This is a genomic window from Psychrobacter sp. TWP2-1-2 (assembly GCF_049896785.1).
Taxonomy (GTDB): Bacteria; Pseudomonadota; Gammaproteobacteria; order Pseudomonadales; family Moraxellaceae; genus Psychrobacter.
This window is the reverse complement of sequence record NZ_JAFCVA010000005.1, coordinates 131,087-150,962: the sequence shown is the minus strand read 5'-3', so window position 1 is coordinate 150,962 and position 19,876 is coordinate 131,087. Positions and strand designations below refer to the sequence as shown.

Annotated in this window: 16 protein-coding genes; 2 read left to right on the top strand and 14 right to left on the bottom strand. The window is 38.7% G+C overall.

Annotation, left to right across the window (positions count from 1 at the left end):
• Nucleotide 1 precedes the first annotated feature (1 nt).
• Genes pgi through galE (ACP7AE_RS06685) form a run of 3 tightly spaced genes read right to left on the bottom strand, consistent with a single transcriptional unit; the run spans nucleotide 2 to nucleotide 3,642 of the window.
• Nucleotides 2–1,669 carry a glucose-6-phosphate isomerase gene (pgi, locus tag ACP7AE_RS06695; RefSeq protein ID WP_201539428.1) on the bottom strand — a complete coding sequence of 556 codons (1,668 nt, stop codon included), beginning with the start codon at nucleotides 1,667–1,669 and terminating at the stop codon, nucleotides 2–4.
• Nucleotides 1,670–1,672: 3 nt separating this feature from the next.
• Nucleotides 1,673–2,557, bottom strand: coding sequence for a UTP--glucose-1-phosphate uridylyltransferase (locus ACP7AE_RS06690; protein WP_201539427.1), 885 nt, complete (start codon nucleotides 2,555–2,557; stop codon nucleotides 1,673–1,675).
• Between the two features lie 53 nt (nucleotides 2,558–2,610).
• Nucleotides 2,611–3,642: a UDP-glucose 4-epimerase GalE gene (galE, locus tag ACP7AE_RS06685; protein ID WP_201539426.1), complete on the bottom strand. Its 1,032-nt coding sequence runs from the start codon at nucleotides 3,640–3,642 to the stop codon at nucleotides 2,611–2,613.
• Nucleotides 3,643–3,802: 160 nt separating this feature from the next.
• On the opposite strand from galE (ACP7AE_RS06685), the gene ACP7AE_RS06680 reads away from it, so the two are divergent.
• Both ACP7AE_RS06680 and ACP7AE_RS06675 read left to right on the top strand, forming a co-directional pair.
• The gene (locus ACP7AE_RS06680) at nucleotides 3,803–4,786 is read left to right on the top strand and encodes a hypothetical protein (protein WP_201539425.1); all 984 of its coding nucleotides are present in this window, start codon (nucleotides 3,803–3,805) and stop codon (nucleotides 4,784–4,786) included.
• Nucleotides 4,787–4,834: 48 nt separating this feature from the next.
• Nucleotides 4,835–6,094 carry a nucleotide sugar dehydrogenase gene (locus ACP7AE_RS06675; RefSeq protein WP_055123655.1) on the top strand — a complete coding sequence of 420 codons (1,260 nt, stop codon included), beginning with the start codon at nucleotides 4,835–4,837 and terminating at the stop codon, nucleotides 6,092–6,094.
• 138 nt (nucleotides 6,095–6,232) lie between these two features.
• On the opposite strand, the gene ACP7AE_RS06670 is transcribed toward ACP7AE_RS06675, so the two are convergent.
• From ACP7AE_RS06670 to odhB, 11 genes are all read right to left on the bottom strand, one after another.
• On the bottom strand, nucleotides 6,233–7,462 hold the full coding sequence (locus tag ACP7AE_RS06670; protein WP_201539424.1) for a hypothetical protein: 1,230 nt from the start codon (nucleotides 7,460–7,462) through the stop codon (nucleotides 6,233–6,235).
• A gap of 122 nt (nucleotides 7,463–7,584) precedes the next feature.
• Complete coding sequence (locus ACP7AE_RS06665) at nucleotides 7,585–8,709, bottom strand: DegT/DnrJ/EryC1/StrS family aminotransferase (RefSeq protein ID WP_426242090.1); 1,125 nt, start codon at nucleotides 8,707–8,709, stop codon at nucleotides 7,585–7,587.
• Nucleotides 8,699–9,262 (bottom strand): DapH/DapD/GlmU-related protein, encoded by a 564-nt coding sequence (locus ACP7AE_RS06660; protein WP_055123657.1) that lies wholly within the window; start codon nucleotides 9,260–9,262, stop codon nucleotides 8,699–8,701. Before ACP7AE_RS06660 ends, ACP7AE_RS06665 begins: the two co-directional genes overlap by 11 nt.
• Before the next feature lie 19 nt (nucleotides 9,263–9,281).
• Nucleotides 9,282–10,199: a Gfo/Idh/MocA family oxidoreductase gene (locus ACP7AE_RS06655; RefSeq protein WP_055123658.1), complete on the bottom strand. Its 918-nt coding sequence runs from the start codon at nucleotides 10,197–10,199 to the stop codon at nucleotides 9,282–9,284.
• A 110-nt stretch (nucleotides 10,200–10,309) separates the two neighbouring features.
• Nucleotides 10,310–11,338 carry a glycosyltransferase gene (locus ACP7AE_RS06650; protein WP_055123659.1) on the bottom strand — a complete coding sequence of 343 codons (1,029 nt, stop codon included), beginning with the start codon at nucleotides 11,336–11,338 and terminating at the stop codon, nucleotides 10,310–10,312.
• Complete coding sequence (locus ACP7AE_RS06645; RefSeq protein ID WP_426242087.1) at nucleotides 11,328–13,304, bottom strand: hypothetical protein; 1,977 nt, start codon at nucleotides 13,302–13,304, stop codon at nucleotides 11,328–11,330. Before ACP7AE_RS06645 ends, ACP7AE_RS06650 begins: the two co-directional genes overlap by 11 nt.
• 110 nt (nucleotides 13,305–13,414) lie before the next feature.
• Nucleotides 13,415–14,452: a UDP-glucose 4-epimerase GalE gene (galE, locus tag ACP7AE_RS06640; protein ID WP_201539420.1), complete on the bottom strand. Its 1,038-nt coding sequence runs from the start codon at nucleotides 14,450–14,452 to the stop codon at nucleotides 13,415–13,417.
• 99 nt (nucleotides 14,453–14,551) lie between these two features.
• On the bottom strand, nucleotides 14,552–15,427 hold the full coding sequence (sucD, locus tag ACP7AE_RS06635) for a succinate--CoA ligase subunit alpha (protein WP_045455414.1): 876 nt from the start codon (nucleotides 15,425–15,427) through the stop codon (nucleotides 14,552–14,554).
• A 152-nt stretch (nucleotides 15,428–15,579) separates the two neighbouring features.
• Nucleotides 15,580–16,746, bottom strand: a complete 1,167-nt coding sequence (gene sucC, locus ACP7AE_RS06630; protein WP_055123662.1) for an ADP-forming succinate--CoA ligase subunit beta — start codon at nucleotides 16,744–16,746, stop codon at nucleotides 15,580–15,582.
• A 156-nt stretch (nucleotides 16,747–16,902) separates the two neighbouring features.
• Nucleotides 16,903–18,357, bottom strand: a complete 1,455-nt coding sequence (gene lpdA, locus ACP7AE_RS06625; protein WP_201539418.1) for a dihydrolipoyl dehydrogenase — start codon at nucleotides 18,355–18,357, stop codon at nucleotides 16,903–16,905.
• A gap of 221 nt (nucleotides 18,358–18,578) precedes the next feature.
• Nucleotides 18,579–19,820: a 2-oxoglutarate dehydrogenase complex dihydrolipoyllysine-residue succinyltransferase gene (gene odhB, locus ACP7AE_RS06620; protein WP_426242084.1), complete on the bottom strand. Its 1,242-nt coding sequence runs from the start codon at nucleotides 19,818–19,820 to the stop codon at nucleotides 18,579–18,581.
• Nucleotides 19,821–19,876 lie beyond the last annotated feature (56 nt).

The following is a 19,876-nucleotide window of genomic DNA, read 5'->3' as shown; positions in this document are numbered from 1 at the left end:
ATCAAGACAGCTGTTGAATGTGTTTTAACAGCTGGTTAGTGGAGCTGTCAAACTGACTCTCACCTGCTTGCTGCATGGCTTGATGTACGGACTCTGCCATTTGCTTGCCCATCTCGACGCCCCATTGATCAAACGGATTAATATCCCAAATGCTGGCCATGACATAGACTTTATGCTCATAAAGCGCAATCAGCGCTCCCAAACTGTGCGGCGTCAGCTCATCGATTAGCAATGTCGTTGACGGCTGGTTGCCACGGTAATATTTATACTTATCCGCAGCAGAAGCTACTTGAACCTCAGTCTCTTGAAGCGCGGCATTACCAAAAGCCAGCACTCGGCTCTGTGCTAGACAATTGGCCAAAGACAGCTCATGCTGCTGCTGTAATGGCGCGTTTTGCGATTGACCACTATAGCGGCGCACACAAGCGATAAAGTCACAAGACACCTGCTGTGTGCCTTGATGTAGCAACTGATAAAAGGCATGCTGCGCATTGGAGCCAATCTCGCCCCACAGAATTGGACAGGTATCATAATCAATATGATCACCGTGTTGGGTGACCGATTTACCATTACTCTCCATCTCAAGCTGGGTTAAGTAGCTTGGTAAATAGCTAAGACGACCATCATAGGGCAATACGGTATGAGCATTCACTTGTAAAAAGGTACTGTTCCAAACAGCAAGTAAACCCAACAATACTGGTAAATTTTCTGCAAAATCAGCCTGAGAAAAGTGCTCATCCATACTATGCGCACCAGCTAATAACGCTTTAAACCCAGCCATGCCAATACGAATGGCAATCGCCAATCCTATCGCTGACCATAAAGAAAAACGACCGCCAACCCACTCCCAAAGCTGTAGCTGATGCTCAGGATGAATACCCCAAGCACTCATTTTTTCACTATTAGCAGATATGCCGATAAAGTGGCGGCGTAGCACACTGTCCTCAGTACCTGCACGCAGCTTGGCAGTGGCAAGCAGCCATGACAATGCTGTCTTAGCATTAGATAACGTGTCAACCGTGCCAAATGACTTGGACGAGATGATAAACAAGGTCGTTTCAGGATTTAGGTGCTTGAGCAAATTGTCAAGCTGAGTGCCGTCCATATTAGAGACGAAATGTACTTCAATGTCGGTATCTGCCCACTCATCTAGCGCGGTCGTCGCCATAAGCGGGCCAAGGTCAGAGCCACCAACGCCGATATTAACCACATCCGTGATGGCTTTACCAGAAAATCCGCGCCATGTACCACTACGGACACGTTCAGATAAACGTGCTACTTGCGACAGACTATCATGCACATCAGCGACGACATTTTGTCCATCAAGGTCTAGTTTGGCAGACTCTGGCAATCGTAGTGCTGTATGCAAGGCAGCACGCTCCTCGCTAGTATTGACCATCGCACCTTGCATAAGTGCATCAATCCTTGTGGACAATTCACAGCTTTCTGCTAGCTGCAAAAGACTTGCCAGTACCTGTTCATCAATACATTGCTTGCTATAGTCCATATATAGTGCACCAACTTGAGTGCTAAAACGACTCGTGCGCTCAGTATCTTGCGTAAATAGTTTATCCAGCGACCATGGCTGTGCCGCTAATTCTTGCAATTGCTGCCAGTACTTAGAATTTCGAGCACTACTATACTTGTTATTATCTTTCGTATCGCTCATTGATTACTCTTCATTTGCTAGTTGCTGCTGAGCAAAATAGATAAATGCTTGCATATATGAGCGCATATCACCGGCATCATAGCTGTCGCCGCGCATTGTCGTGACATTCACGCCGTATTCACTAATCAACGCATCAATCGCATCGGTCAGTTGAATCTCGCCACCGACCGAGGCTTTGGTATTGGCCAGATAGTCAAAAATGTGATTGCTAAAGACATAACGACCAACGACTGCTAATTTTGAGGGTGCATTGGCTAAATCGGGCTTTTCTACAAATCCTGCGACTTTGAAGCTGGCATTACTGTCTGCTTTATCATCTTCCCTGCTCTCCTCACTAAACGCTTCATGCAGTTTAGCAATACCATATTTATGCACATCTTCATCAGCAACGTTATCCACCAATATCTGCGAATGGTTATCTTCAGCAAAAGCATCAATCATAAAGGCTAAGTTCTCAGTAGCCATATCGCCCGTAAAAGGATCAAGCACAACGTCGGGTAATAATACGGCAAAATCATGCGCACCAATGATTGGTCTAGCAGCCAATACCGCGTGTCCCAAACCTAAAGCTTTGCCCTGACGTATCATCGACACCGTTACATCATCTGGTAACCAGTTCAGACTATCAGCCAAGGCGTCCTTACCTTTTGCGCGTAATTGGTTATCTAGCTCAGCATTGATATCGAAATAATTTTCAATCGTGCTCTTTTGTGCATGACCGACCAAGACAATATGCTTAATACCAGCAGCAATCGCCTCTTCAACCACATAGTGAATAGCAGGACGATTACCAAGTGGCAATAGCTCTTTTGGCACTGATTTAGACAATGGCAACATACGGGTACCGAAGCCTGCAACAGGGATGACGGCGTGAGTTATTTTTTTCATAATTTTTAAACTGTATTAATGGAGAATAAGATAAAGGTTATATTTTATAAAGTCTAAGTGACAGTATAGCCATTCGGATTCATACTTTGCCAACGCCAGCTATCTTGGCACATCTCAGTAATTGATAATTTTGCTTGCCACTCTAACAGGTTTTTCGCTTTATCAGCACTGGCATAGCAACTGGCAATGTCACCTGCGCGGCGGTCTGCGAATTGATAAGGAATTGGTTGTCCAGAAACTTTAGAAAATGCCGTTACTAACTCTAATACAGAAGTACCTTTACCAGTGCCTAAATTAATCGGTAAAAATCCTACTGGTGCCACTTGTCGCTCTAAATAATTTAACGCAGCGACATGACCTTGCGCCAAATCAGTAACATGGATAAAATCACGCACGCCAGTACCATCAATAGTTTGATAGTCATTACCAAAAATATTAAGTTTAGCAAGCTTACCAACAGCGACTTGCGAGATATAAGGCATCAAATTATTTGGGATATCATTAGGGTCTTCGCCAATCTGCCCTGATGGATGCGCCCCTACTGGATTAAAGTATCTAAGAGGTATCAGGTTCCAACTGTCGTCGGATACAGCGAGATCTTCTAAGATATGCTCGACCGTCAGTTTACTTTGTCCATAAGGGTTTGTACAAGAACGCGGTGAATTCTCGTCAATAGGCAGCGATTCGGGATCACCATAGACAGTGGCAGATGAAGAAAACACTAGGTTTTTGACATTAAATTTAGCCATAATCTCTAGTAAAGTAATGGTGCCACTGACATTATTGTTATAATACATCAGCGGCTTGGCAACGGATTCACCAACCGCTTTTAGACCTGCAAAGTGAATCACGCCGAAGAAATGATGAGATAGAAACACTTGTTTAAGTGACTCAGCATCACGAATATCGCCTTCGATAAACTCAATCGGCTGACCAATGAGAGTAGAGACACGATTGATGGCTTCACGGCTACTATTAGATAAATTATCATAAACCACAATCTCATACCCAGCTTCATGCAGTGCGATACAGGTGTGTGTGCCAATATAACCCGCACCGCCCGTAACTAGTATCTTATTTTTCATAATATCGACCCATTATTTTTAAAGCTATTATTTTTCGAAGTAGGTATTCGTTTTTACTCGTAAATGCAACTATACTGGGAACGACGAAACATTGCCAACGTAAATACCCCAATCATGACTATCTGCCCTTACGCTATCAATCTAAGCCAGCCAACATATTATGAAATTTAACGCTTACATCCGACCGCTACTATTAGGTTATTATAAACATAATCGTCAGCCAAAACAGCGTTTGGCGTTAGTCGTTGGTATGCTGCCATGGCAGGATTTGGTCGGTGACTGGGTATTAGAGTCGTCACATATCCAAATACAACGGCACTTCAATCAACGCTATTTTGAGCTGTGGTTAAAACCATTCATCAATCGCGTGAATCCCGTCATCTATATTTGGGGTTATAAAGCACCTGATTATTTTATTGAGTACATACGCGAGCAAGAACTAGATATCTTCTTTTTAGAAGATGGCTTTATCCGTTCAGGCCCTGATGATGAGAACGATGCGCCACCATTATCTATCGTAATGGATAGCCAAGCGCCCTACTTCGATACCACTCGCCCAAATGATTTGACTGATCTCATCGCCAATTTTGATTTTGAGCAGGATGGCTATGATGAGACACTAGCACAAGAGATGCTCGATTATTACGTCTCACATCGCGTGAGCAAATACAATCACCAACCGTATGTCGATGTCGTGCCTATATATGGCGAAAAAAGTAAAAAGCGCATATTGGTTTTAGGACAAGTGCCCCATGATGATTCGTTGAAATATGGTGGTGGTATTGGCATTACCCTACTTGATGTGGTCAATAAAGCTATTGAAGAAAACCCTGCTGCGCAAATTATCGTCAAACCTCATCCAATGACGCTTCATGATCCGCCTATCGTCAATGTCCTCATTGAACTAGATTGTCTTATCCTTACTCAGCCTATCCACTTGGTCGATGCCTTAGAAACCGTCGATCATGTATATACGATTACGTCGTTAGGTGGGTTTGAGGCATTACTAAGAGGAAAAAAGGTCACCGTATTAGGGCGACCTTTTTATTACGGCTTATGCTCTGATGATATAAAATCAAACACACCGTTACTTTCTCAGCTATTTTATATCTGCTATTATGCCTACAATCTTAATTATCACTAAAGTAGCCAAACACTCTTATCTAATTAATTCATACCAAAAGGTCATTCGATGAATTCCAAAAAAATCGCCATTATAGGGTTAGGTTACGTAGGTCTACCACTAGCTTGTGCGTTTGCAAAAAAATATGACGTTATAGGCTTTGATATAAATGAAACACGTATTAACGAGTTATCTAATAATATTGATAAAACTAGAGAAGTGACTAGCGAATATCTCAAAAACACTTCTCGTCTTACTTTTACTTCTGACACTAATGACCTAACCGCAGCAAACGTATTTATCATTACCGTACCAACACCAATTGATGATAATAACTTACCAGATTTGTCCCCATTGGTCAAAGCTTCTCAGATGTTAAGTAAAATTATTAAGCGAGATGATATCGTTATCTATGAATCAACAGTATATCCAGGTGCTACAGAAGAAGTTTGTATTCCTGAGCTAGAAAAATCCAACTTAAAGTTAAATATAGATTTTGGTGTTGGTTATTCTCCAGAACGTATTAATCCAGGCGACAAACTGCGCACAGTAGAGAACATATTAAAAGTCACTTCAGGTTCAAACCCTTACTACACAGACATAGTGGATGAATTATATAGCTCAGTAATTACTGCTGGCACATTCAAGGCTTCCTCTATAAAAGTCGCAGAAGCATCTAAAGTTATTGAAAACACTCAGCGTGATGTCAATATTGCTTTGATAAACGAATTGGCCCTTATTTTCAACGAAGTTGGTATCGACACTCATGAAGTCATAGAAGCTGCTGCTACTAAATGGAACTTTATCAAGCTTATGCCTGGTTTAGTAGGTGGGCATTGTATTGGCGTAGATCCTTATTACTTGGCACACAAAGCATCATCTTTAGGATTAAATCCCAATTTAATTTTGACTTCTCGCGCAATCAACAACTCTATGAGTAAATTCGTTGCCGAACAAACCATCAAAAAGCTTATCTCATATGGGAAAAATATCAAAGATGCCCGTATTTTACTTTTAGGTGTTACCTTTAAAGAAAACTGTCCAGATGTCAGAAATACCAAAGTAACAGATATTGGTATTGAACTTGAGAAATATGGGGTAAGAATGACTTATTCCGATCCTTGGGTTACTGAAGAAGACTGGAATAGCCTAGATGTTGATTATATCGACTATGAAGATATTCAAGAGAATAGTTTTGACGCTGTTATTGTAGCTGTTAACCATTCAGATTTTGTTGGTGAAGATGACAGAATAGATGGATTCTGCACTAAGCCTAAAGTAGTTATCGATGTTAAAGGTGCATTAGTAAATCCAGACTGGCGTTTATAAGTACGTTATATCTCTGTAGGAAAGTAAGATAGTTAAAACTATCCTTACTTTCTTATTAATGTTATGGTTTTTAAAGTTCAGTATCTTTCTCGTTTCTCACAAAATGCAAACTTACTATAGTAAAAGGTCAAATCTAGACTATAGATTCTTATCTTCTATAGCTTCAGCTATTTTCACTTTCATAGCTTGTTGCATAGCCACATATTCTATATTACTTATACTATTTAAAAAATCTATGTGAGTTATATCAGAAAAAATCAAACCACATCCATATTTTTTTACAATGCTCCCTAAATAAGTTTTATCATATACTATAATAGGGCATTCGACAGCTTGAGCTTGGAAAAATTTATTAGGTAATGCATATCTATAGCTAGGATGGTTGGGATTTATCAAAATTAAAAAGAAGGGATATTGATATTTCCTAATTTTTTTTAGCAATATAGATTGATAATCCATCCCTTTAAAAATCGTAAGACGATACAGATTACTATTGTTCTCTAAATATGATATGGCTTCTTCATTGTAATTACATGCAATTATTAATATGTCGTATTTATAAGACAGTCTAGCAATATCGTCTAATCCACGGTCTATTGATACATTACCTATGTATATCAATAAATATTTATCTTTCTTACTTTCGGAATCAAAGGAAATATTTGTATTAAAAAAATTCTTATTATAAATAACTTTTATTTTTGATCTTCTGAAATTATACATAGTAGAAAGAGTGTCAGCAATATACTTACTTATCGTAATGATATTTTCCCGCTTACGCAGCTCTTCCATCTCTTTAAGATAGATATAGAAAGACCTCTGAATCGAAGCTTTGTTTCGATTTCTAAAGACCTCAAGTTCATGGATATCGTATATATAATCAACTTCACTATGGGAGTCAACACTACTTGTCGATATTAAATTATTGCAAATCACACAAGTATAACTAGAAGTATCAATTTTCTGTGTTAGAGAATAACTATGATCGTTATATATTCCCTGCTTTGCTTTATTTCTAAACGCTAAGAATGGATGATGTATAACAACTAATATAAAAAACCATGGTAAATATATAATATTTTTCAAGGTTTTCAAATGTAACGCTTTCAACATATCCTTTTTTTGACTATCTGTATAATTATTATCTGGCTTTACTTTTAAAATAGTTATGTTTTTAGTTGTTCGTTGTAGGGCTGCTAGTTGATTCAAAACCCGTATATCAGTTCTTACATCTTCATCTGTGACAATTAATACACGCTCTAAATTAAAATTGGAAAAATAGTTAAAAAAATCTTCAACTATAGGAGCTTCAGGCCTTTCTGTAGTGAGATGAGCAATCTCATGAAGATTTATTTTTTCAATCAGCATTAATATACAACCTGCAGCACTTCTAGAAATCTATGGAATAGTAAAAATTAGCACAGAAAGCTCGAGAAAAAATATCCATTACGAATTTCTTTTCAGGAAAACTGTCTACCGTTTGGTCATTATCAATTATAAAAATTTGATATCTTACTATAGATATAGCCAACTTCTTCGTCTGTTAAATAAGCGTGCATCGGAAGACTGAGTACTGAACTAGCAAAATTTGTAGAATTTTTCAATTCACCAATTTGATACTTCAAGAATGAGGCTAGAGCTTTAGTCTGACTCATTGTTTTAGGATAATATACTGTAGTTGGAATACCCTGACTCTTAAGGTAAGCCATTAATTCTTCTCTTTTATCTACTCTCAAAGTGTATTGCGCCCAACTACTAGTATAGCCTGGTGGAATCTTGGGCACTATAACGCCTTTAACATCTTCTAAAGCAGAAGTATACATGGCTGCTATTTCATTCTTCTTAACTACTTCTTTATCAAATATCTTGAGCTTTTCGAGCAAAATGGCAGCTTGGATAGTATCAAGTCTACTATTATACCCAATATTAACATTTTCGTATTTGTGTGATCCTTTGCCATGTACTCGCAATGACTTGATATGCTCTGCCACATCTATATTATCGGTAAATATAGCGCCTCCATCACCGTAACAACCTAAAGGTTTCGCCGGGAAGAAGCTAGTAGTACTTATGTCTCCAAAACTACACGCCCTATTATTATCTATCTTACCTCCGAAACCTTGAGCGGCATCTTCAACATGCCATAATCCATGCTCTTTCGCCAAACGATCAATTTCATTATGATTGGCAGGAAGTCCAAAAAGATCAACACTCAGAATACCAGCTAAATTTTTATTACTATTCTTTAATGTTAATATTTTTTTCTCTAAATCTAGAGGGCAAATATTGTATGTATCATCAATATCTACAAATATAGGAATAGCACCCAATTCTGCAATAACCTCAGAAGTTGCAAAAAATGTGAAGTCCGTGGTAAGTACTAAATCACCTTTCTTAATTTTAAGCGCTATCAAAGCTAAACGAATGGCATCCGTGCCATTGGCACATAAGAGACAGTATTTCCTACCTGTATATTCAGATAATTGCTGCTCTAAATCCAAGCATTCTTGACCCATAATATATTGGCCAGCTCTCAATACCCGAGATATAGCTTCATTGACCTCTTTTTCAATTTTTTGCTGTTGGCGCTCTAAATCTATAAAGTTAATTTCCATTATTACTCTCGAAGTCATCAATTAGCTGTCTAAGCTTTAAATCATTAATTTCATTTCGCTCTAAACCTATCTTATTTATACCTATTTCTTTAGATGGGTTCCCTGCATAAATACGGCCTGGTAAGATTCTGGCCTTCTTCGTTACTACCGTTCCCATACCAATCATGGCATGAGAACCAATCCGCTGCCGAGGGTGTACAATAGCACCCATCCCTATATTAACGAAGTCTCCGACTTCTACGTGCCCACCTAAGCAAGTATGCGCAGAGATTATAGACCGTTTGCCAATTACTACGTCATGAGCTATATAAGCAGCTTTCATTAAAAAGCTGCCCTCCCCAATTACAGTATCTCTACGAGAGCCTGCATCTATAGTAACATTACCAGTAAGAACAACATTATCTTCAACCTTAACAGTATAACCTACACTTTTACCGAACCCTTCTTTGTACTCAGCGGGGAAACCGATAGTACAGTTTGGGCCTATATATACATTATCACCTAAGATAACGTTTTCATTAATAACAGCAGAGGGATGAATTTTATTGCTCATAAGTATGCCTATAGCTTATTTAAGAAACCATTGACTGATTTCTAATTGATTCTGTCATTTCAATACAACAAACGGCTTCTTGTGCACCAAAACCTCTTCCTTCAAGTATTTCTTTATAACTTATTGTATGTAAATCAGTGAAACCTTTGGAGAACTCTACTAACTCATCACCAATTTTTATTGCACGGAAAGTTGGCTGCTTACCTTTAACTTCTTCAGGCAAATCATCTGAATTGACCGATAGAAACCAGTTTACATTCGCATTTTTAAATTTCAACTTACCTTTTGAAGAATGCGAACCTTGAAAATCATTATCATTAATAATTGGCTCACCAAATAAGTGGTAGAGAAGATCAAAGAAATGTACACCTATATTTGTCGCTATACCGCCCGATTTATTTATGTCCCCTTTCCAGCTCTCTTGATACCATTTTCCGCGAGAGGTAATATATTGAATGTCACAATCATACCGTTTCTCAGGATTTTCCAAAAGTTCTTGATCAATTTTAGATTTTAAAGAAATAACAGCATCATGTAAACGTAATTGAAGGATATTATAGAGACGTTTCCCAGTCTCATTTTCTACCAATTGTATCTCTTTTAAATCATCTACACTCAATACTAAAGGTTTCTCACATATAACATCACAACCCATTCTCAGGGCAAGAGTAATATGAGATAAATGCAAATAATTAGGAGAACATATAGATATATAATCTACTCTAGTATCCTCATTCTTTTGTAGCTGATATATATAGTGAGAAAAACGCTCGAATTCTGTAAAAAACTCAGATTCAGGTGAAATACTATCGATAACGCCCACTGAGTCCGACTTATCATAGGCAGCAATTAGAGTGCCCCCAAGCTCTTTGATCGCTTTCATGTGACGTGGTGCTATGTAGCCTGCGGCACCAATCATTGCAAATTTTCTTTTCATAAAAAATCGCCTGTAAAAAAATTAGTTAATAAAACATGATATAAATTTATTTATAAAAAATTGATAAACTATTTATTACTGTTAAATTATGTAGGTTGAGAATTCCAAAATTATATAATTAAGTCGGAAAACTGCTTATAAAGATAATCTCCCTGACTTTCGGTTGAAAACATTTCATATCGAAGCTTGAGTTGATCTACTATTTTTTTTCTAAAAAAAGGATTTTCTAATATAAATTTAGCAATAAAATAAGCTTCTTCTTCTGAGCTATAAAACCCTAAATAATCTTTCCCTAACTGTTCTTCTCTAACTGCACTTCTATAAGACAAAATTGGAATACCAGCAGCGATCGCGTCTAAGACCTTTCCAGAGCCAAGATACTCAGTTTCAACACCTTCATTGGCGATAAGACATGTACAAGTTTGTATATAATCAGGTATGCTTTCATAGGGTAGATATCCTAAGTATTTAACTTTGTTAGGAACTATCGTATTTGAATATTTCTTACCTGCTGCTATAATATTAATGTCATAACCATTATTAATCATTCTTTGCAAAGCTTTGATAGCCAAATTTGGGAATATTTGCATTGCCAAGCTACCGAAAAAACCAAATGTTGGCTTCAGGCCGAATGATATTCTATTTCTCATCAGGGTATTTGCATCAATTTTTTCCATAAAATTAGAATCAATAGTTTGACGTATATTTATAACTTTTTTTGGAACAATTATTTTTTCACTGTTTCCATACCAGTCTCCGACTAGCTCTCTATAGTAAGTAGAATTATTATAGTTTAGTATAGCCTGCTTCCAACTTTCCGTCGTGGTTATAACTGCATCTACATGATGATATAACCAACTGCTATAAGGTATACCCATAGCAACTTTGGGTCTTGGGCAATTATAAAGAATTCTATTATTTGCTCTAACATAGTAAACATCATAGTTATCTTCCGGTATTTGGATTGGAAGATCTTTAATTCCGTAATCTATTGCATAAGGGTCAAATAATTGCCCATTATAGTAAACTTCAAAATGCTTACTAAGTGCTGTATAAAATCTTATTTCATTAATTTTATCCCCACCAGTAGTATTTAACGTTGTATTATTACCTAATAAGGTAAATATTTTAGGCTTCATAAACGTTTCCCATGAATTCATAAATATCTTTAGATATTTTTTTAGGATTATGCATTGATTGCATTTTTTGACTTAGCTTTATTCTCTCTACGCTATAATGACGATGTAAATTTTTAGTATCTATTAAATCCGAACCTCTTATATCTTCAAATATATAATCTTTAAGGAATGGGTATAATTTACTTACACCTCCAAAATTTTTAACCATTTCCCAATCTACCACTAAAGGAATAGATCCTGACGATACACCTTCTACCAAAGCTTCGTGCGTACCCTCCCTATTACTTACAGATAGTATAAAGCCAATACCTTTTAGCCAGTTAGGGATATTTTGATAACCATCGAATATAATTACCTCTTGCAAGTTATTATTCAAGATATAAGGTTCACATATATTCTTCCAATATCCATAATCCAATGAGTTAGTTACAAAATGATCTCCTGCTAACCTTAGCCTCCATCTATTATCTTCGGCATATAGCTTTTGAAATATCTCTAATGCTTTAATTAGACCCTTATTGATTTTATTAAAACCGGCAAGACCTAAAGTAAAATCAGCTCCTTCATTTTTATCTATTGTAATAGATGAATAATCTTTGACGTTAGGAAATACTTCAATATAATTACTCATTTCACGATTATAATGAATAGAAGATGCATTTTTTAGAAAAATATCTTTAATATGAGGGGCAACAAAAATAAAACCATCAACTCCACCTAGATTTATAAACAAATGCCAAAAAGTGAACACTTCATAACTATGCACTCTAACAACTATCTTTGCGTTTGGAGGTGCAAACTTAGATAGGAATACAGCTGTCTCATTACCCCATTCACAAAAGACAATATCAGCATTTTCTAGTTTTTCAAAAAAAACTGGGTCTAATTTCTTGAAGTTATCCCTGTTTATTTCGTGCTCTTCCATGGTAGTAGATAGGGGAGAATATAAAACTTTAGAATAAATATTTTTATCTTGCTTTTTCATAATTTTTGAAAAAGAAGAATAATCGTAAACGTCAATATTATGATGTAAGAGTTCAACCTCTGAAATCAACGTAGTTAAAAAATTCCAGTTAGAATCTGTAACAAAAAGTATTTTTTTATTCAAACTAAATTCTTTTATTTCCGTATTTTCTTTGAAAACTTTTCTTAATTCATGATCTATACTCAGAGCTTCTTTCCAAGTATCAGTATAATAACTATCAATAAATTCAGAATGATTATCAAAAAATCTGGCAGCCACCTTATTATCTAATAATGGATGCGCTACGAGGTTATCACTTCTTTGAAAAAGCTTATTAATAAATAATTTATTGTTATTTCCTATTACATAATTTATAGAAGGAGTTGTCTTATAAAACAATGCATACTTGAAATAACTGTCCCTTGACTGACCTAATTTCATATTCAAGGTATAAGCTTGAGACAATCTTAAGAGCAAATAGTTTGCGTCGCTATATTTTACAGCCTCTTCTAAATAAATAATAACATTTATCAAATATGCTTTATTTTCCTTCGTACATTTACTTAGCCACGCATCCAAAAACTCATCTGTTACCTCTATATTCTCACTGCTAAAAATGGAAGATATTTGATAAAAATCCATTTTTCCTTCTTGAAGCCTATTAAACACTTTATTTGACTTTATGATTTCTGGAATCTTGAACAAACTAATGACTGAGTTGTTATCAACAATATCTAGTTTGCTGTCTAGTAAATTAATACCAGTATCATATTTTTTTAAAATCTTCCCTAGTTCTCTATTTATATCAGTATTCTGATCTCCTTTTTCTTCAATTTGTTTAGCTAGAAGCTTGATACTCTTTCTCCCCCAGTTAGTCTTTATCGCCCTACCTATAGCAATATTATATTTAACCTGATTTGGAAACCATTTAGGATTTTTTATTAATATATAATCTGCAAGTTTAGCAGACCTACTTCCCGCATAGATAAAGATATTTTCCACGAAACTCTCTCTTTAATTAATCATTCATTTTAAAAGTCAAATAACTTAAGCCATCAATGATAGAATACAATAAAAACTATATTTTATTTATTAAGCTTTGCAAGTTTAGCTTAAATGTCTTTAACAGTATAGCCATTCGGATTCATACTTTGCCAACGCCAGCTATCTTGGCACATCTCAGTAATTGATAATTTTGCTTGCCACTCTAACAGGTTTTTCGCTTTATCAGCACTGGCATAGCAACTGGCAATGTCACCTGCGCGGCGGTCTGCGAATTGATAAGGAATTGGTTGTCCAGAAACTTTAGAAAATGCCGTTACTAACTCTAATACAGAAGTACCTTTACCAGTGCCTAAATTAATCGGTAAAAATCCTACTGGTGCCACTTGTCGCTCTAAATAATTTAACGCAGCGACATGACCTTGCGCCAAATCAGTAACATGGATAAAATCACGCACGCCAGTACCATCAATAGTTTGATAGTCATTACCAAAAATATTAAGTTTAGCAAGCTTACCAACAGCGACTTGCGAGATATAAGGCATCAAATTATTTGGGATATCATTAGGGTCTTCGCCAATCTGCCCTGATGGATGCGCCCCTACTGGATTAAAGTATCTAAGAGGTATCAGGTTCCAACTGTCGTCGGATACAGCGAGATCTTCTAAGATATGCTCGACCGTCAGTTTACTTTGTCCATAAGGGTTTGTACAAGAACGCGGTGAATTCTCGTCAATAGGCAGCGATTCGGGATCACCATAGACAGTGGCAGATGAAGAAAACACTAGGTTTTTGACATTAAATTTAGCCATAATCTCTAGTAAAGTAATGGTGCCACTGACATTATTGTTATAATACATCAGCGGCTTGGCAACGGATTCACCAACCGCTTTTAGACCTGCAAAGTGAATCACGCCGAAGAAATGATGAGATAGAAACACTTGTTTAAGTGACTCAGCATCACGAATATCGCCTTCGATAAACTCAATCGGCTGACCAATGAGAGTAGAGACACGATTGATGGCTTCACGGCTACTATTAGATAAATTATCATAAACCACAATCTCATACCCAGCTTCATGCAGTGCGATACAGGTGTGTGTGCCAATATAACCCGCACCGCCCGTAACTAGTATCTTATTTTTCATAAATTTATTTTCGAGACAAAAAAAGACACCCCATTGTAGGGGTGTCTTCTCGATATTTCAATGCAGTTTTGGTAGTTAAACTGTAGACTTATGCCTATCTTACCAACCAGTAACTTCTTTCAATTTCTCGCCAAGCTTAGATGGGTCACGTGTATACGCGATACCAGCATCTTCAAACGCTTTGAATTTCTCTTCAGCAGTACCTTGACCGCCTGAGATGATAGCGCCAGCATGACCCATACGCTTACCTTCTGGAGCGGTAACACCAGCGATATAACCAACCACTGGTTTAGTCACATGGTCTTTGATATAAGCGGCTGCTTCTTCTTCAGCAGTACCACCGATCTCACCGATTAAGATGATCGCTTCAGTTTGTGGATCTTCTTGGAACAGTTTCAACGCATCAATTTGGTTCATACCAGGGATAGGATCACCACCGATACCGATACAAGTTGACTGACCAAAACCAAGCTTAGTGGTCTGAGCAACCGCTTCATAAGTCAATGTACCAGAGCGTGAGATGATACCCACTTTACCTGGCAAATGGATATGACCTGGCATGATACCAATTTTGCACTGACCTGGCGTGATAACACCTGGGCAGTTAGGACCAACCATGCGTACGCCTTCAGCTTCTTCGATATAACGTTTTGCTTTTAGCATGTCTAAAGTAGGCACGCCTTCAGTAATAACGATAATCAATTTAACACCAGCATCTACCGCTTCAACGATAGAATCTAGTACGAATGGTGCTGGTACATAGATAACAGAAGCGTCAGCTTGGGTTGCTTCCATAGCTTCTGCCATCGTGTTGAATACTGGTAGGCCTAAATGCGTTTGACCGCCTTTACCTGGGGTTACGCCGCCGACAACTTTAGTACCGTATTCAATCGCTTGTTCAGAGTGAAACGTACCATTTTTACCAGTGAAACCTTGTACCAATACTTTGGTATCTTTATCGATTAATACACTCATTATTTATTCCTTGTATTCGGTTGTCTTGCAATAGCCACTTGATGATATGTTATCCATTAAATATTAATGATAAATTTATACCAACAAGCTGCTATTACGCGTTGACTACTATGTTTAAGCACGTATATTTAGAGGACTATGCCTCAAATATATTAAGCTTTAACAGCATCGACAATTTTTTGAGCCGCATCTGATAGACCTTGGGCAGAAATCAATTTCAGACCAGATTCTTCTAGGATTTGCGCGCCTTTTTCAGCGTTGTTACCCTCTAGACGGACAACAACAGGTACTTTTACGTCAACTTCTTTGATAGCAGCGATAATCGCTTCTGCAATCATGTCACAACGTACAATACCACCGAAGATGTTGATTAGAACACCTTCAACGCTGCTGTCTTCAAGAATGATCTTGAATGCTTCAACAACGCGATCTTTAGTTGCGCCGCCGCCAACGTCCAAGAAGTTAGCAGGCTTGCCGCCGTACAATTTGATGATATCCATGGTCGCCATAGCAAGACCAGCACCGTTAACCATACAACCGATGTTACCTTCGAGGGCAACATAGTTTAGGTCAAACTCAGCCGCTTTAAGCTCACGCTCATTTTCTTGTGACTTGTCTTGTAGTGCTGCGATTTTAGGCAGACGATACAATGCGTTTGAATCAATACCAATTTTGCCATCAACACAAACGATTTCGCCATTTTCACGAACGGCTAGAGGGTTGATTTCTAACAAGGCAAAATCGTTATCGATGAATGCTTGATAAGCGCCTGTCATCAATTTAACGAATTGATTGATTTGCTTGCCTTCTAAACCTAGTTTGAATGCCACATCACGTGCTTGGAAAGGCATCAAACCAACTAAAGGATCAACGTTTACTTTAAAGATTTTTTCTGGGGTTTCGTTAGCGACTTCTTCGATATCAACGCCGCCTTCGGTTGATGCCATGAACGTTACGCGACGCGTAGAACGATCAACGACTGCACCAAGATATAGCTCAGTTTGTACTGGATACATATCTTCTGCAACCAATACGAAGTTAACTGGTTGGCCATCAGCGTCAGTTTGGAAAGTAACCAAATTGGTACCGATTAGCTCTTCAGCAACTTGCTTGGCTTCTTCACGAGTTTTAACCAGCTTTACGCCACCCGCTTTACCGCGACCACCAGCATGTACTTGCGCTTTAATAACCGCAATGTCTGTTGGCGTTTTATCAAAAGCAGCAGCAGCTTCGTCGCCGTTATAGGCAATAATGCCTTCTTGAATCGGCAAACCATAGCTTTTTAATAGCTCTTTTGCTTGATACTCATGTAAATTCATTGATTGTATCCTTTATTTTTTACAATTAATAAAAAGTGAAAACAAGTGCGCGTATATACATATTCGACAAGCATATGGCGCACTTATGATCGTGATGGAAACCATAACGACCCCATCGCGATCAGGTTATAAGTTGGTACTGATCAAACTAACGACTTATTTCTTACGCTTTTTACGCTGAATGGCGTGAATAGCACGGCCATCAGCAGACAGAGCAGCTTCATGCACGGCTTCTGAAATGGTTGGATGAGCAAAAGTCATCAACTGCAAATCTTCGATACTAGAGACAAATTCCATCGCGATCATACCTTGATGGACGATATCACCAGCACCAGCAGAGATAGCATGCATACCTAATAGGCGATCTGTTTTAACATCAGCCACGACTTTGATAGAGCCTTCTGCTTCGCTTTGAGCCAATGCACGGCCGTTTGCTGCTAGATTGAATGAACCTGTTTTGACCTCAAAACCAGCGGCTTCAGCTTCTTGCTCAGTCAAACCAACCCATGCGATTTCTGGATGGGTATAGATAACGTTAATAATCGTGTCATAATTAACTTGGGCTTTTTCGCCATGAATGCGCTCAACGGCCATCATGCCTTCTTCCATCGCTTTATGCGCAAGCATTGGACCACGAACCAAATCACCGATGGCATAAACACCATCAAGATTGGTTTTACATTGATCATTCACGTCGATAAGACCACGTTCAGTCAATTGAATGCCACTGTCATCACCAAGCAGTTTTTCAGAATAAGCACGGCGACCAACACAAACGATCAGTTTGTCGAAGCTTTCTTCAGATGACTCGCCTTTGGTTTCGCTCGTGACAACAACTTGATCGCCTTTGACTTCAGCATTGGTTACTTTGGTATCAACGCGGATATCAAGACCTTGCTTCTTCAGCATTTTGCCTGCTTCTTTTGCGATATCTTTGTCAGCAGCTGCTAAGAAACTTGGCAACGCTTCATAAACAACCACTTCAGCGCCTAGACGACGCCATACTGAACCAAGCTCAAGACCGATAACACCAGCACCAATCACGCCCAAGCGTTTAGGTACAGCAGTGAAATCAAGGGCGCCAGTAGAGTCAACGATGCGATCGCCATCAGTTTTAGCAACTGGGATATCGATCGGCACAGAACCTGCCGCAAGAATCACGTTTTTAGCAGTGATGGTCGTTTCTGCTTCATCTGCAAGGGCGGTAAATTTAACTTTTTTATCAGCGCCTTTGCCGTCTTCTAACGTGCCCCAGCCTTGTAGCCAGTCAACGCCATTACCTTTTAATAATGCTGCAACGCCGCCCGTTAATTGCTTAACGATACCTTCTTTGCGCGCAATCATTTGCTCGATATCGATAGCGACATCACCGGTGCTGATACCATGTTCAGCAAGGTCATGCTTAGTCGCTTCGTAACGATGCGAGCTATCAAGTAATGCTTTTGATGGAATGCAACCAACGTTCAAGCAAGTGCCGCCAAGTGCTGGCTCACCTTTATAAACACGCTTTTCGATACAAGCAACGCTCATACCTAACTGACCTGCACGGATAGCGGCTTCATAACCACCAGGACCGCCGCCGATGACGACTAAATCATAATTGTCTTTCATAGTACGTTCCTATTTCTAATTATCGTTCTAATTGTAAATATCGTTTAAACTGAGGATTGTCTCGTTAATAAATAAGCCATATTTTGGTTCAAATTTTTTCACTTTACGGTAAATACACCACATCAGCGAAACATTCTTATTTATTAATAAACAACGAGCACCACTGTTTAGACTAAAGTTAAAAAGCTTGTATCAGCGGTTGCCAATACAAGCTTAAAAGCTTACAGGTCAAGGAGTAACATGGCTGGATCTTCAACCAATTCTTTGATAGTGACTAAGAACTGTACCGCTTCTTTACCATCAATCATACGATGGTCATAAGACAATGCAAGATACATCATCGGTAGAATTTCAACTTTACCATCAACAGCCATTGGGCGGTCGTTGATCGCATGCATACCTAGGATAGCCGTTTGTGGTGGGTTCAAAATAGGTGTAGACATTAATGAGCCAAATACACCACCGTTTGAGATAGTGAAAGTACCGCCAGTCATGTCATCTAGACCAAGCTTACCTTTTTGAGCCAAACCACCAAGCTCACGGATACGGCTTTCGACATCAGCCATGCTCATGCGATCGGTATCACGTAGTACTGGAACAACCAAACCACGATCAGATGATACAGCAACACCGATATCGTAGAAACCATGATAAACAATGTCATCACCGTCTAGTGACGCGTTTACTGCTGGGAAGCGCTTAAGTGCTTCGGTTGCCGCTTTCACGAACAATGACATAAAGCCTAAACGTACGCCATGACGTTTTTCGAACTGGTCTTTATATTTAGCGCGCATGTCCATTAATGGCTTCATGTTCACTTCGTTAAACGTCGTTAGCATCGCCGTTTCTTGAGAAGCGGCTAGCAGACGATTGGCGACTGTCTTACGTAGACGTGTCATTGGAACACGTTTCTCAGTACGCTCACCCATTGATTCAGCCACTGGACGGCCGCTATCAGATTTGATGCTGCTGTCTGCTTTCAATGTTGGGTTAGCCATATCCGTTTTGGTCACACGACCGCCGCGACCACTGCCTTCCACTTCTTTAGGATCTACACCAGACTCTTTCGCTGCTTTACGCACTGCTGGGCTTTGATCTTTATGATCCGCTTCGTCTTTTTTATCTGTTGCTTGGACAGGCTCGCCACCATCTGCTGCTTGCTTAGCTTGTACTGGCGCTGCTGGTTGATCTGGATCTACCGCAGGAGCATTATCTGTACTAGCGCTTGCACCAGCTTCGAATTGACCAATGATCTCGTCAGACAACACGGTATCATCAACCTGCTTAACTATTTTGGTCACAACGCCGTTATCAGGCGCCACAACTTCTAATACGACTTTATCAGTTTCGATTTCAGCCAATAGATCATCACGATTGACTTGCTGACCTTCAGTGACATGCCACTCAACGATAGTACCGTCGGCAACTGATTCTGGAAAAACGGGGGCTTTGATATCAGCCATCGATATACTCCTTAGATTGGGATATTCATATTTGTTATTAAGTCGTGATAGGCAGT

What these genes read in the sequence shown, in the direction of transcription:
- pgi (WP_201539428.1), bottom strand. Translation starts at nt 1,669, where the DNA reads ATGAGCGATACGAAAGATAATAACAAGTATAGTAGTGCTCGAAATTCT.
- ACP7AE_RS06690 (WP_201539427.1), bottom strand. Translation starts at nt 2,557, where the DNA reads ATGAAAAAAATAACTCACGCCGTCATCCCTGTTGCAGGCTTCGGTACC.
- galE (WP_201539426.1), bottom strand. Translation starts at nt 3,642, where the DNA reads ATGAAAAATAAGATACTAGTTACGGGCGGTGCGGGTTATATTGGCACA.
- ACP7AE_RS06680 (WP_201539425.1), top strand. Translation starts at nt 3,803, where the DNA reads ATGAAATTTAACGCTTACATCCGACCGCTACTATTAGGTTATTATAAA.
- ACP7AE_RS06675 (WP_055123655.1), top strand. Translation starts at nt 4,835, where the DNA reads ATGAATTCCAAAAAAATCGCCATTATAGGGTTAGGTTACGTAGGTCTA.
- ACP7AE_RS06670 (WP_201539424.1), bottom strand. Translation starts at nt 7,462, where the DNA reads ATGCTGATTGAAAAAATAAATCTTCATGAGATTGCTCATCTCACTACA.
- ACP7AE_RS06665 (WP_426242090.1), bottom strand. Translation starts at nt 8,709, where the DNA reads ATGGAAATTAACTTTATAGATTTAGAGCGCCAACAGCAAAAAATTGAA.
- ACP7AE_RS06660 (WP_055123657.1), bottom strand. Translation starts at nt 9,262, where the DNA reads ATGAGCAATAAAATTCATCCCTCTGCTGTTATTAATGAAAACGTTATC.
- ACP7AE_RS06655 (WP_055123658.1), bottom strand. Translation starts at nt 10,199, where the DNA reads ATGAAAAGAAAATTTGCAATGATTGGTGCCGCAGGCTACATAGCACCA.
- ACP7AE_RS06650 (WP_055123659.1), bottom strand. Translation starts at nt 11,338, where the DNA reads ATGAAGCCTAAAATATTTACCTTATTAGGTAATAATACAACGTTAAAT.
- galE (WP_201539420.1), bottom strand. Translation starts at nt 14,452, where the DNA reads ATGAAAAATAAGATACTAGTTACGGGCGGTGCGGGTTATATTGGCACA.
- sucD (WP_045455414.1), bottom strand. Translation starts at nt 15,427, where the DNA reads ATGAGTGTATTAATCGATAAAGATACCAAAGTATTGGTACAAGGTTTC.
- sucC (WP_055123662.1), bottom strand. Translation starts at nt 16,746, where the DNA reads ATGAATTTACATGAGTATCAAGCAAAAGAGCTATTAAAAAGCTATGGT.
- lpdA (WP_201539418.1), bottom strand. Translation starts at nt 18,357, where the DNA reads ATGAAAGACAATTATGATTTAGTCGTCATCGGCGGCGGTCCTGGTGGT.
- odhB (WP_426242084.1), bottom strand. Translation starts at nt 19,820, where the DNA reads ATGGCTGATATCAAAGCCCCCGTTTTTCCAGAATCAGTTGCCGACGGT.